The sequence below is a fragment of the Neomesorhizobium albiziae genome (genome assembly GCF_900114255.1).
Lineage (GTDB): Bacteria > Pseudomonadota > Alphaproteobacteria > Rhizobiales > Rhizobiaceae > Neomesorhizobium > Neomesorhizobium albiziae.
Map to the genome: position 1 here is coordinate 58,049 of NZ_FOSL01000009.1, position 12,512 is coordinate 70,560.

Below are 12,512 nucleotides of genomic sequence, written 5' to 3' on the forward strand. Positions count from 1 at the left end.
AGAATTTCCATGAAACCGCTTCAAATCTTCGCCGCCGCCAGCCTTGCCCTCTTTGCCGCCTATCCGGCAAACGCCGGCGGGCTTGAACCGATCCACGCTCAGAGCATCGTGCTCAGCGGCATATCGGGAACCGCCTATTACACCGTCGAGGAAAACGGCTTCAATGTCGTCAGCACATTCGCCCATCAAGGCAGCGACGCCGCCCCCATCCGGGTCCAGGCCGTGCTTGCCTCGGGTGAGTGCGTATCGTTTTCGACGCCTGGTGCCGTGAACACGGCAGCCGATACCGTCGAGGTCTGCCGGCAAGGCGACGAGGTTTTCTTCCAGAAGGATCAGAGTTTGAATTAAGCCTGCCCGCCAGCGCTGCGGACCCGCACGGTCCGCGGCGCCAGGCGGCTTTCACACGGCAGCAGGTTGTTCGCGGCGATCCCGCCGCTTCTGCCAGCTACGCGCAATTGGCGCAGTTGCCGCGGATCTCGATCGTCGTCTTGGCGGCGCGAAATCCGCTCTTCCCGGCCCAGTCCTTCAAGCGCCCTTCGACGATCTCATCGGAAAACTCCGAAACCTGGCCGCATTTCTCGCAGATCGCGAAGGCGGTCAGCCCATGCGCGTGGTCATGGTCGTGGGCGCAGGCGACGAAGGCGTTGAGGCTTTCCAGCCGGTGGACGAGGCCGCGCTCCAGCAGCTTTTCCAGCGCCCGGTAGACCTGCAGCGGGGCGCGGAACCCCTCGGCGCGCAACTGGTCGAGGATGGTATAGGCGCTGAGCGGGCCGCTTGCGCGCGACAGCGTGTTCAACACCAGCGTCTGGTTCTTGGTCAGGTCAACGGTGATCAATGGCTTGACTCCAAGGGCTCGGCCGCATGCTTAGACCATTTTTGCGGCCAAGTGTAATTACATGGCGTCGCACCAATAGCGGTCAAGCCGACAGCAGCACCTCGTTAACATAATAACATAACGTTTTCGATTGACATATGTAATAACGTTACATATCCATTGCCACCGGGCGCCGCAGTGCCCCAAATTTTCCGGACAGCCCATGACCGAAGCCAGCCTGACCTTCCGCGACCTGACGCTGGGCTATTTCAGCCATCCCGCCGTCCATCATCTCAACGGCAGCGTCGCGCGCGGCTCGCTGACCGCGATCGTCGGCCCCAACGGTTCCGGCAAGTCGACGCTGATGAAGGGCATCGTCGGCGTCCTGGAACCGATGTCTGGCGAAGTCCAGCACAATGACGGCGCCCGCGTCGCCTACCTGCCGCAGCAGTCGGAGATCGACCGCTCCTTCCCCGCCCGCGTCGTCGACCTCGTCTCGCTCGGCCTGTGGCCGAAGCGTGGCCTGCTTGGCCGTTTCACCGCCGAAGACAGGGCCAGCGTGAGCAAAGCGCTGATGGCTGTCGGCATGGAAGGGTTCGAGGGCCGGCCGATAGACACGCTGTCCGGCGGCCAGTTGCAGCGGGCGCTTTTTGCCCGGGTGCTGGTGCAGGACGCCGACCTCATCCTGCTCGACGAGCCCTTCAACGCGGTCGACGCCAAGACCGTCGGCGACCTCATCGCGCTCATCAAGCGCTGGCACGGTGAGAGCCGCACCGTGATGGTTGTCGTGCATGATCTCGACCTGGTGCGCACGCATTTTCCCGAAACGCTGCTCCTGGCGCGCCAGCCCGTCGCCTGGGGCGAGACAAGGGAAACCCTGCGGCCGGAAAACCTCTTGAAGGCCCGTCGATTCAACGAAGCCTGGAGCGACGACGCGCCCTGGTGCGAGGCGCCGGAGACGGCAGCCCACGCCCACCCGCACCGCCATGACGGCCGCGATCACCACGATCATGACCACCACGACCATCATCACCATGACGGGCCTGCCGAGCATCTCCACGCCGGCAGCGGCAAGGCTTGATCCATGTATGATTTCCTGATCGCCCCTTTCGCCGATTTCGCTTTCATGCGCAGCGCCCTCTATGGCTCGCTGGCGCTGGCGCTGAGCTCGTGCCCGGTCGGCGTGTTCCTGATGCTGCGCCGCATGAGCCTGACCGGCGACGCCATGGCGCACGCCATCCTGCCGGGTGCGGCCACCGGCTTCCTCCTGTTCGGCCTGCAGATCGTGCCGATGACCATCGGTGGCCTTATTGCCGGCGTCGTCGTGGCGCTCGGCGCGGGTGCGGTGTCCCGCTTCACCATCCAGAAGGAGGACGCCTCGATGGCGGCGTTCTACCTGATCTCGCTGGCGCTCGGCGTGCTGATGGTGTCGGTGCGCGGCTCCAGCGTCGACCTGATGCATGTTTTGTTCGGCACCGTGCTCGCCCTCAACAACGACGCACTGACGCTGATCGGCGTGATAACGGCCATCACGCTCTTCACGCTGGCCATCTTCTGGCGCGCGCTGGTGGCCGAGTGCCTCGATCCCTTGTTCCTGAGGTCGGTCAGCCGTTTCGGCACGCCGGTGCATTTCATCTTCCTGGCGCTGGTGGTGCTCAACCTCGTCGGCGGTTTCCAGGCACTCGGCACCCTGCTTTCGGTAGGGCTGATGATGCTGCCGGCTGCCGCCGCCCGCTTCTGGACGGTGCGGCTTGAGCCGATGATCGCGCTGGCCATCCTTATTGGCGCCGTCTCATGTGTCGCCGGCCTGCTCATCTCCTACCATTTCTCGCTGCCGTCCGGCCCGGCGATCATTCTCTCGGCTGGCGTCATCTACCTCGCCTCGATCGTCGCTGGCACGCGCGGCATCCTGAATTCCCGCGTCCGCCACCACCGGCACCGCACCGCCTGATTTTTCCAGCCAGGAGATTTTTTTATGCGCAAGACACTCCGGACCATGATGCTGTTCGGCGCGGCAACGCTTCTATCCGCGCCCGCTCTTCCGGCTGCGGCCGCCGACCTCAAAGTCGTCGCCAGCTTCTCCATCATCGGCGACTTCGCCAAGAATGTCGGCGGCGATCGCATCGAACTCACCACGCTGGTCGGCCCCGATGGCGACGCGCATGTCTATGAGCCGAAACCCACCGACGCGGTCGCCATGGCCGGCGCCGATGTCGTGCTGGTCAACGGCCTGCAATTCGAAGGTTTCCTGCAGCGCCTTGTCGAAGCCAGCGCCACCAAGGCCGCGATCGTCGAGCTGACCAAAGGGGTAGAGACCATCAAGATGGCGGAAGGCGAACACCATGATGGCGAGGAGCCGGCTTCGGTTGAAGACCACCATAACCATGGCGACATCGACCCGCACGCCTTCCAGTCGGTGCCCAATGCCGAGATCTATGTGAAGAATATCGCCGACGCCTTCTGCGCCGCCGATGCAAGCGGCTGCCAGACCTACCAGGCCAACGCCATGGCCTACACTGTCAAGCTGAAGGCCCTCGATGACGAGGTGAAGGCGGCGATTGCGTCGATCCCCGACGACAAGCGCACGATCATCACCTCGCACGACGCTTTCGGCTATTTCGACCACCAGTACGGCATCACCTTCCTGGCGCCCGAAGGTATCTCGACCGCAGCGGAAGCCTCGGCCGCCGACGTGGCTGCTCTGATCACGCAGGTTCGGGAAGACAAGGCGTCGGCGATCTTTCTCGAAAACATCACCAATCCGCGCCTGATCGAACAGATCGCAGCCGAGACCGGCCTCAAGGTGGGTGGCGTGCTGTTCTCGGACGCCCTGTCTTCCGAAGGCAAGGCGGCCACGTACATCGACATGATGCGCAGCAACGTCGCTACGATCCGCGGCGCCATACTTGGCAGCTGAGCGGCCATTCCATGAAGGGCGGGGTCGGACTCCGCCTTTTCTTTGATCATTGATTGTTATGTCATAACATTACAAACGGAGAGAAAAATGCACGATTTCCGCAAGACACTGTCCGCGCTCACCATCATCATGGCATGCGTACCCGTGCCATCGTTAGCCGACGAAAAATCGGCATGGCGGCTGTTCGTGTCGGATCATGGCGCGCCGGTCGTCCACGTCCTCGACGCGGCCGGCGGCAAAAAGATCGGCACGTTCAGCCTGAAGAGCCCTGCCAGTCTCTATGCCAGCGACAGCGGCCGCACCGTCTTTGCCGTGCAGCGCGACGGCAATCTCGTCTCGGCCATCGCCACCGGCATCTCCGTCGATGACCATGGCGACCACGGCGACATCGAGATCGAGGCGCCGCAACGGTTGGATGCCGATATCGCCGGCAAGAAGCCGGTGCACTTCGTCGACCATCACGGCGACATCGCGCTGTTCTTCGACGATGAGGGCGTGGCGCGCATCGCGTCGGAAAAGACAGTGCTCGACGGCCTGCCGCATATCCGCGAGGTCAGGACCGCTTCGCCGCACCACGGCGTCGCCATCGCCTTTGGCGAGCATATGCTGGTGACCGAACCGCATCCCGAAAAGCCTGTCGAGGAACTGCCGGTCGGCATTCGCGTGCTAGACCGCTCCGGCGCGCGCGTTGGCAATCTGCATGAATGCCCGGACCTGCATGGGGAAGCCACTTCCGGCCGACTCACTGCGATTGCCTGTGCCAAGGGGCTGCTGGTAGCGAAATCCGGCAAGGACAGCCCGCAGACCGACTTCCTCGCCTATCCCGACAACCTGCCCAATGGCAAATCGACGACGCTGGCCGGCGGCCGTGGCCTGCAATATTTCCTTGGCAATTACGGGTCGAGCGCCGTCGTGCTGATCGATCCGGAAACGGAAGACGCCTTCCGCCTGATCGAACTGCCGGCACGCCGCGTGCATTTCGCTGTCGACCCGGTGCGGCCGAAATTCGCTTACGTCTTCACCGAGGACGGCAGGCTGCACCAGATCGACGTACTGGCCGGTTCCATCACCAAGTCGCTCGCCCTCACGGAGCCTTACAGCATGGACGGCCACTGGAGCGATCCGCGGCCGCGCATCGCGGTTGCCGGAGACAACATTTTGGTCACCGATCCGCTGAAAAGCACTATCCGCGTGGTCGAGGCGGCGAGCTTTGCCAAGACCGGGGATATCCCGCTCGATGGCAAGCCGTTCAACATCGTCGCCGTCGGGGGCTCCGGCGAAACGCATTGAGGCGGAAGGCGACACGGCGCAGGCGCCGTGTCGCCTTCTCGCAAGCAGGTCATACAGCCGCCAGCGCCTGCACGGCCTCCGGATTGTCGGATTGCAGGCGACCGGCCCAGCCAGCATTTTCCAGCGGATATTCGTTGACGAAGATCATGATCTCGTCGGTGTTGGCCAAGCCTCGAAAGGCATCGGCAATCGCCGCGTCGAGCCTTTCTATCATCCTGCGCTTGCTGCCGATGTTGCGCAGTTGCGGCGCCTCGAGAAAACATACCGGACGCACTTCCGTGGCGAGTTTGCCGTCCTGGCCGACGTTCTCCAGCGGATATTCGCGAATGAATACGCGGAAATCGTCGAGCGGATAGGCTTCCTGCAGGGCAACGTGACTATCCCTGATGAGTTTCTTCTTGCCATCGATATTGAGACCTTGCGGGGCCTCGATGAAACACATGGGCATGCTCGTCTCCTGGTTTTTCCATTCTGGCCTGGCGAATGCCGGCCATGACGGGAAGACGCTCGAAGGCCATCGAAGGATTCGAACAAAATTCTGGAACCCACCGAATCCTTCGCCGTGCGGCGGTCGTCTTAGCCAAAGACAGGCAGCGCGCGCGGTCCCACGCAGGATGGCTTCGCAAACGCCGCAGAGGAGAAAGAACATGAAAAAGACGCTGGTACGCTACAAGACCAGACCCGAAGATGCCGGCGACAACCAGCGCCTCATCGAAGGCGTGTTCGGCGAGCTGCATGCCGGCCCGCCAAGAGATTATCGCTATCTCGTCTTGCGGCTCGAAGATGGTACATTCGTCCATATCAAGATGGATGATGCGCAAGACGCCGATCCCATCCACGAACTGGACGCCTTCAGGAAATTCCAGGACGGACTGAGGCACCGCTGCGTGGAGTTGCCCAAGGCCAGCGCGGCGACGGTCGTCGGCAACTACCGGATGTTCGAAGAATGAGGCGCACCGGCGCCGCGGAGGTTTTGATGAATGCGACGCTGGCGGGCCTTGCCGCCACGCCTCAGCCGCTCGACGCGCTGCTGAAATCCCTGCGCCCGCGCCTGCACCGCTATTGCGCTCGCATGACGGGTTCGGCCGTCGACGGCGAGGATGTGCTGCAGGATGCGCTGCTCAAGGCGGTGTCGGCGTTTCCGGACGCCGGCCCCGTCGCCAATGTCGAGGCCTGGCTGTTTCGCATCGCCCACAATGCCGCGCTCGATTTCCTGCGCCGCCGGGCACGCCAGGAAAACAACCGATCGGATGAGGACATGGGGCTGATCGCGGACGCTTCCGCCTCTGCGGACAGCCGCCACGTCGCGGCGGCGAGCTTGCGCACCTTCATGCGCCTGCCGGTGACCCAACGCAGCTGCGTCATCCTGATGGACGTGCTCGGCCATTCGCTCGAAGAAGTCGTTGCGGTGACGGGCATGACCCTGCCCGCGGTCAAGGCAGCGCTGCATCGCGGCCGGGCCCGGTTGCGCGAGATAGCCGACGAACCCGACGACCGCCCGTTACCGGTTCTTGCCGAGCCCGAACGCTCGTTGCTTGCCGCATATATCGACCGCTTCAACGCCCGCGATTTCGACGCCTTGCGCAACATGCTTGGCGAGAATGTGCGGCTGGAACTGGTCAGCCATCTCCGCTTGAACGGCCGCAAGGAGGTTTCCAGCTATTTCGGCAACTACGCGAGCATCAGCGACTGGCGCCTGGTCGCTGGACTGGCAGACGGGCGACCGGCGATCCTGGTATGCGACCCAGGCAACCTTTCCGCGCCGCCGGCCTATTTCATACTGCTACGTTGGGCGGACGGTACCGTTACCGGCATCCGCGATTTCCGTTATGCCCGCTATATCATCGAATCCGCGGACATCGTGGTTGACCACGATACCGCCTGACGCAGCACGAAAAGCCGCCGCCTCCGATTGACCCCGCCTGCCATTTTCAACATACTCGGTAGTATGTTCCTGGGAGGAGGTTCAGCGTGGCGTTCCTGCGCGTGAATGGCGTTGTCCTGCATCACGAATTCCGCGGCGCGGCCGGCAAGCCCATGCTGGTTTTCGCCAATTCGCTCGGGACCGATTTCCGCATCTGGAACGATGTCGCGGCGCGTCTTGGCGGGCGCTACCGCGTGCTTCTCTACGACAAGCGTGGCCACGGCCTTTCCGAAGCGACGCCGGCGCCTTACGCGATGTCGGATCATGTCAAGGATCTTGCCGCGCTGCTCGACCACCACCGCATCGAAAAGGCGGCGGTTGTGGGCCTTTCCGTCGGCGGGCTGATCGCGCAGGGACTGGCGGCACTTCGCCCCGATCTCGTTGCCGGCCTGGTGCTCTGCGACACCGCGCACAAGATCGGCACGGAGGAATCCTGGAACACGCGCATCGATACCGTGCTCGAAAAGGGCATCGCTTCGATCGCCGACGGCATCATGAAGCTCTGGTTCACGCCGGCATACCGGTCGCCCGACAACGCCGATTTCGTCGGCTATCTCACGATGCTCACGCGATCCCCTGTCCAGGGCTATGTCGGCACATGTGCTGCAATTCGCGACGCCGACCTTACCGAATCCACGCGTGCGCTGAAAATGCCGGTGCTCTGCATGGTCGGCGACCAGGACGGCTCGACCCCTCCCGACCTGGTCCGCTCGACGGCACAGCTGATCCGCGGATCCGAATTCCGCATCGTCGCGGGCGCCGGCCATATACCTTGCGTCGAGCAGCCCGAAGCCGTCGCCAGCCTGATCGACACATTCCTGCGGGACGCTGGATACGTTAAATCAAGCCAGGCAGCGCAATCCGTCTGAAGGAGTTTCCATGAGCCAATCCGTTGCAGTTTCCCGTGACGGCGCCGTCGCCATCATCACCATCGACAACCCGCCGGTGAACGCGCTCTCCTTCCATGTGCGCGAGCCGCTGATGAAGGCGTTCGAGACCCTGCGCGACGATGCCACGGTGGAGGCTATCGTGCTGGCCTGTGCCGGCCGCACCTTCGTGGCCGGCGCCGATATCACCGAGTTCGGCAAGCCGATGCAGCGGCCCGACCTGCGCGACCTGATCGCGACCCTGGAAAAGATCGAAAAGCCGACGGTCGCCGCGATCCATGGCACAGCACTTGGCGGCGGCCTCGAACTGGCGCTCGGCTGTCATTCCCGCGTCGCCGACAAGGCGGCGAAACTCGGTCTGCCCGAGGTCAAGCTCGGCCTGTTGCCCGGAGCCGGCGGCACCATCCGCCTGCCCTACCTGATCGGTCCGCAGAAGGCGCTGAAGATCATCGTTTCCGGCACCCCGATCACGGCTGGCGAAGCATTGGAGGGCGGGCTTGTCGATGCGATCGCCGAGAACGATCTGGTCGCCGTCGCCGTTGAATTCGCGCGCGCCAGAGCCGCGGAGGGTAAAAAATTCAGCGCCGTGCGCGACCGCCGCGAAAAAATCGAAAAGGCCGACCTCGAAGCCTTCGACAGGCAAGCCGCCGAACTCGCAAAAAAGGCGCGCGGTCTCGAAGCGCCGGTCGCCTGCGCCCAGTCTGTGCGCAACGCCATCACTTTGCCGTTCGACGAGGCGCTCGCCAGCGAGCGCGACTTTTTCGTCAAACTCGTCTCCGGCGACCAGTCGCGGGCGCAGCGCCACCTGTTCTTCGCCGAGCGCGAAGCGGCCAAGGTTGCCGGCGTCGGCAAGGATATCGCGCCGCGTGAAATCCGCCGCGCCGGCGTCATCGGCGCCGGCACCATGGGCGGCGGCATCGCCATGTCCTTCGCCAATGGCGGCATTCCGGTCACCCTTCTGGAAATGAACCGCGAAGCGCTCGACCGCGGGATCGCCACTATTGAGAAAAACTATGCCATTTCGGTCTCGCGTGGCTCCATGACCGAGGAGGCGAAAGCCAGGCGCATGGCGCTGTTTTCCACCACCACCGACTATGCCGACCTCGCCGATTGCGACATCGTCGTGGAGGCCGTGTTCGAGGACATGTCCGTCAAGCAGGATGTCTTCGGCAAACTCGACGCCGCAGCCAAACCGGGCACCATCCTCGCCTCCAACACCTCCTATCTCGACGTCGACCAGATCGCGGCCTTCACCGGCCGCCCGCAGGATGTCGTCGGCACGCATTTCTTCTCGCCGGCCAATGTGATGAAGCTGCTTGAGATCGTGCGCGGCAGGAAGACGGCGCCGGATGTGCTCGCCACGCTGCTTTCCCTCTCCAAGAGGATCGGCAAGGTGCCGGTGGTGGTCGGCGTCTGTCCCGGCTTCGTCGGCAACCGCATGCTTGGCGCACGCTCCGACGAGACGGAAAACCTCCTGCTTGAAGGCGCGGCGCCAAACCAGGTCGACAAGGCATTCACCGATTTCGGCTGGCCGATGGGGCCGTTCCAGATGTACGACCTGGCCGGCCTCGACATCGGTTGGCGCAACCGCAAGGCGACCGGCAAGGCGGCCGTCATCTCCGACCCGCTGTGCGAGCAGGGCCGCTTCGGCCAGAAGACCGGCAGGGGCTTCTATCTCTACGAAAACGGCTCGCGCACGCCGACCCCCGACCCGGACGTCGAAAGACTGATCGCCGACAAGGCGCGCGAACGCGGCATCGAGCGGCGCGACATTTCAGCGGAAGAAATCACCGAACGCACGCTTTATCCCATGATCAACGAGGGCGCGAAAATCCTCGAGGAAGGCATCGCGGCGCGCGCCTCCGACATCGATATCGTCTGGGTGAACGGCTACGGCTTCCCCATCGGCAAGGGCGGGCCGATGTTTTTCGCCGAGCTCGAAGGCATCAAGAAGATCGTCGAGCGGCTGGAATACTGGCATGGCCGCACCGGTAAGGACGCATTCAAGCCGGCGGCCCTCTTGAAGAAACTCGCCGCATCCGGCGGTTCCTTCTCGGAAAAGACCGCCCAGGCCGCCTGACACAAACCAAGGGGAGACAACAATGGTCGATGCCGTCATCGTATCCACAGCCCGCACGCCGATCGGCAAGGCCTATCGCGGCGCTCTCAACGACACCACCGGCGCGACGCTCGGCGCGCACGCCATCCGCGCCGCACTTGAGCGCGCCGGCGTGGACGGCGAAGAGATCGAGGACGTGATCATGGGCTGCGCCATGCAGGAGGGCACCACCGGCCTCAATGTGGCGCGCCGCGCCCTGCTGGCCGCCGGGTTGCCCGTCACCACCGCCGGCACGACGATCGACCGCCAGTGTTCATCCGGTCTGCAGTCGATGGCGGTTCTGGCCAACGCGATCCGCAACGACGGCGTTCCCGTCGGCATCGCCGGCGGGCTGGAATCCATCAGCCTGGTGCAGAACGACCACCGCAACCTGTTCCGCATGAAGGACGACCTCCTGATGCAGATCAAGCCGGACGTCTATATGCCGATGATCGATACGGCGGAAGTGGTCGCCAAGCGCTACAACATCGCCCGCGAGCGCCAGGACGAATATGCGCTGGAGAGCCAGCGCCGGGTCGCCGCCGCACGCGAGGCTGGCCGCTTCGCTGCCGAGATCGTGCCGGTCAGGACCAGCATGGCCGTGGTCGACAAGGAGACCAAGGAGGTCAGCCACCAGCCGGTGGAACTTGAGCACGACGAGGGACCCCGCGCCGACACCACGCTTGGGGGGCTGGCTGGGTTGAAGCCGGTGCGCGGCGAAGGTTTCACGATCACCGCCGGTAACGCCAGCCAGCTTTCCGACGGCGCCTGCGCCTGCGTGATGATGAGTGACACGGAAGCCTCGCGTCGTGGCCTGACACCGCTCGGCGTTTTTCGCGGCTTCGCCGTTGCCGGCTGCGAGCCCGACGAAATGGGCATCGGCCCGGTCTTCGCGGTGCCGCGCCTGCTCGAACGCCACGGCCTCGGTGTCGACGACATCGGCCTCTGGGAACTCAATGAGGCTTTCGCCGTTCAGGTGATCTATTGCCGGGACCGGCTTGGCATCGACCCGGCGAAACTCAATGTCGATGGCGGCGCGATCGCTGTCGGACACCCCTATGGCATGAGCGGCGCGCGCCTTGCCGGACACGCGCTTATCGAAGGCAAACGGCGTGGCGTCCGATATGCGGTCGTCACCATGTGCGTAGGCGGCGGCATGGGTGCGGCCGGATTGCTGGAAATCAATTGAGATGAAGCACCCCCAACTCCGCCTCGCTTTGCTCGGCACCTCTCCCCCTGCCCGGGGGAGAGGAAGTGCGCCTCATGTAGCAGGTGTTTCCTCTCCCCCGTCGATCGGGGGAGAGGTGCCGAGCAAAACGAGGCGGAGTGGGGGTCGAAGCGGTATGGAGAAATAACCATGGACCTTCGTTTCACGCCCGAGGAAACCGCCTTCCGCGAGGAGGTGCGCGCTTTTTTTCGCGATCACCTGCCTGCCGAGACGCGGCGCAAGCTGGTCGACGGCGACCACATGGACCGCGACGACCTCGTGCAGTGGACGCGCACGCTCAATGACAAGGGCTGGGCGGTGGCTCACTGGCCGAAGGAATATGGCGGCACCGGGTGGGACCCGATGCGTCAGTATATCTTCCTTGAGGAGTTGCAGAAATTCCCGGCGCCGCAGCCATTGCCGTTTGGCGTCAACATGGTCGGCCCGGTCATCTACACCTTCGGCAGCGACGCGCAGAAGCAGCACTATCTGCCGCGCATCGCCAATCTCGACGACTGGTGGTGCCAGGGTTTCTCCGAGCCCGGCGCCGGCTCCGACCTTGCCTCGCTGAAGACCCGCGCCATCCGCGACGGCGACCACTATATCGTCAACGGCCAGAAGACGTGGACGACCCTCGCGCAATATGCCGACTGGATTTTCTGCCTCGTCCGCACCGATCCGAAAGCCAAGAAACAGGAAGGCATTTCGTTCCTTCTGATCGACATGAAGACGCCCGGCATCGAGGTTCGCCCGATCGTCACCATGGATGGCGGCCGCGAGATCAATGAAGTGTTCCTGACCGATGTGAAGGTGCCGGTCGAAAACCTGGTCGGCGAGGAGAACAAGGGCTGGGACTACGCCAAATTCCTGCTCGGCAACGAGCGCGTCAACATTGCGCGCGTCGGCATGTCAAAGCAGCGCATCGCGCGCATCCGCGAACTCGCGGCAAAGGAGCTTTCGGGTGGACGGCCACTGCTCGACGACCCGCGTTTCCGCGAAAAGCTCGCTTCGGTGGAGATCGACTTGAAGGCGCTGGAACTGACCCAGCTTCGGGTCGTGGCCGCCGACGCCAGGCGCGGCAACACCGGCAAGCCCGATCCCGCCTCGTCCTACCTCAAGATCAAGGGATCGGAGATCCAGCAGGCGACCACGCATCTCTTGATGGACGTGATGGGCCCGCATGCAATGCCCTACCAGGGCGAGCCAGACGAAGGCTCCAACGAGCCGCCGATCGAGCCGGCCTATGCCGGCTCCGCCGCGCCCACCTATTTCAACTTCCGCAAGGTCTCGATCTACGGCGGGTCGAACGAAATCCAGAAGAACATCATCGCCAAGGCGGTGCTGGGGCTGTGAGGGCTCCCTTCTCCCCGCCTGC

13 protein-coding genes are annotated in these 12,512 nt (G+C 63.7%); 11 read left to right on the forward strand and 2 right to left on the reverse strand.

What is annotated here, in order from left to right; genetic code table 11:
• Nucleotides 1-9 precede the first annotated feature (9 nt).
• Nucleotides 10-348, forward strand: a complete 339-nt coding sequence (locus F3H98_RS15745; protein WP_149761100.1) for a hypothetical protein — start codon at nucleotides 10-12, stop codon at nucleotides 346-348.
• 97 nt (nucleotides 349-445) lie between these two features.
• Here the strand turns inward: F3H98_RS15745 and F3H98_RS15750 are convergent, their stop codons facing one another.
• Nucleotides 446-832, reverse strand: a complete 387-nt coding sequence (locus tag F3H98_RS15750) for a Fur family transcriptional regulator (RefSeq protein ID WP_149761249.1) — start codon at nucleotides 830-832, stop codon at nucleotides 446-448.
• 205 nt (nucleotides 833-1,037) lie between these two features.
• On the opposite strand from F3H98_RS15750, the gene aztA reads away from it, so the two are divergent.
• The 4 genes from aztA to aztD all read left to right on the forward strand — a co-directional run bounded on the left by aztA (nucleotide 1,038) and on the right by aztD (nucleotide 5,021).
• Nucleotides 1,038-1,895 (forward strand): zinc ABC transporter ATP-binding protein AztA, encoded by an 858-nt coding sequence (gene aztA / locus F3H98_RS15755; RefSeq protein WP_149761101.1) that lies wholly within the window; start codon nucleotides 1,038-1,040, stop codon nucleotides 1,893-1,895.
• A gap of 3 nt (nucleotides 1,896-1,898) precedes the next feature.
• Nucleotides 1,899-2,765: a zinc ABC transporter permease AztB gene (gene aztB / locus F3H98_RS15760; RefSeq protein WP_149761102.1), complete on the forward strand. Its 867-nt coding sequence runs from the start codon at nucleotides 1,899-1,901 to the stop codon at nucleotides 2,763-2,765.
• 24 nt (nucleotides 2,766-2,789) lie between these two features.
• A complete protein-coding gene (aztC, locus tag F3H98_RS15765; protein WP_149761103.1) occupies nucleotides 2,790-3,731 on the forward strand; it encodes a zinc ABC transporter substrate-binding protein AztC in 942 nt (313 codons plus the stop codon).
• A gap of 87 nt (nucleotides 3,732-3,818) precedes the next feature.
• Entirely contained in the window at nucleotides 3,819-5,021 is a 1,203-nt protein-coding gene (gene aztD / locus F3H98_RS15770; protein WP_149761104.1) for a zinc metallochaperone AztD, read from the forward strand.
• A 49-nt stretch (nucleotides 5,022-5,070) separates the two neighbouring features.
• On the opposite strand, the gene F3H98_RS15775 is transcribed toward aztD, so the two are convergent.
• A complete protein-coding gene (locus F3H98_RS15775; protein WP_149761105.1) occupies nucleotides 5,071-5,469 on the reverse strand; it encodes a tautomerase family protein in 399 nt (132 codons plus the stop codon).
• A gap of 199 nt (nucleotides 5,470-5,668) precedes the next feature.
• On the opposite strand from F3H98_RS15775, the gene F3H98_RS15780 reads away from it, so the two are divergent.
• The 6 genes from F3H98_RS15780 to pimC all read left to right on the forward strand — a co-directional run bounded on the left by F3H98_RS15780 (nucleotide 5,669) and on the right by pimC (nucleotide 12,490).
• Nucleotides 5,669-5,971, forward strand: a complete 303-nt coding sequence (locus F3H98_RS15780) for a hypothetical protein (RefSeq protein WP_149761106.1) — start codon at nucleotides 5,669-5,671, stop codon at nucleotides 5,969-5,971.
• A gap of 26 nt (nucleotides 5,972-5,997) precedes the next feature.
• Nucleotides 5,998-6,906, forward strand: coding sequence for an RNA polymerase sigma factor (locus tag F3H98_RS15785; RefSeq protein ID WP_149761250.1), 909 nt, complete (start codon nucleotides 5,998-6,000; stop codon nucleotides 6,904-6,906).
• An 86-nt stretch (nucleotides 6,907-6,992) separates the two neighbouring features.
• Nucleotides 6,993-7,814 (forward strand): 3-oxoadipate enol-lactonase, encoded by an 822-nt coding sequence (gene pcaD / locus F3H98_RS15790; RefSeq protein ID WP_149761107.1) that lies wholly within the window; start codon nucleotides 6,993-6,995, stop codon nucleotides 7,812-7,814.
• 10 nt (nucleotides 7,815-7,824) lie between these two features.
• Nucleotides 7,825-9,912: a 3-hydroxyacyl-CoA dehydrogenase NAD-binding domain-containing protein gene (locus tag F3H98_RS15795; RefSeq protein ID WP_149761108.1), complete on the forward strand. Its 2,088-nt coding sequence runs from the start codon at nucleotides 7,825-7,827 to the stop codon at nucleotides 9,910-9,912.
• 22 nt (nucleotides 9,913-9,934) lie between these two features.
• Entirely contained in the window at nucleotides 9,935-11,119 is a 1,185-nt protein-coding gene (locus F3H98_RS15800) for an acetyl-CoA C-acyltransferase (protein ID WP_149761109.1), read from the forward strand.
• A 168-nt stretch (nucleotides 11,120-11,287) separates the two neighbouring features.
• The gene (gene pimC, locus F3H98_RS15805) at nucleotides 11,288-12,490 is read left to right on the forward strand and encodes a pimeloyl-CoA dehydrogenase large subunit (protein WP_149761110.1); all 1,203 of its coding nucleotides are present in this window, start codon (nucleotides 11,288-11,290) and stop codon (nucleotides 12,488-12,490) included.
• Nucleotides 12,491-12,512 lie beyond the last annotated feature (22 nt).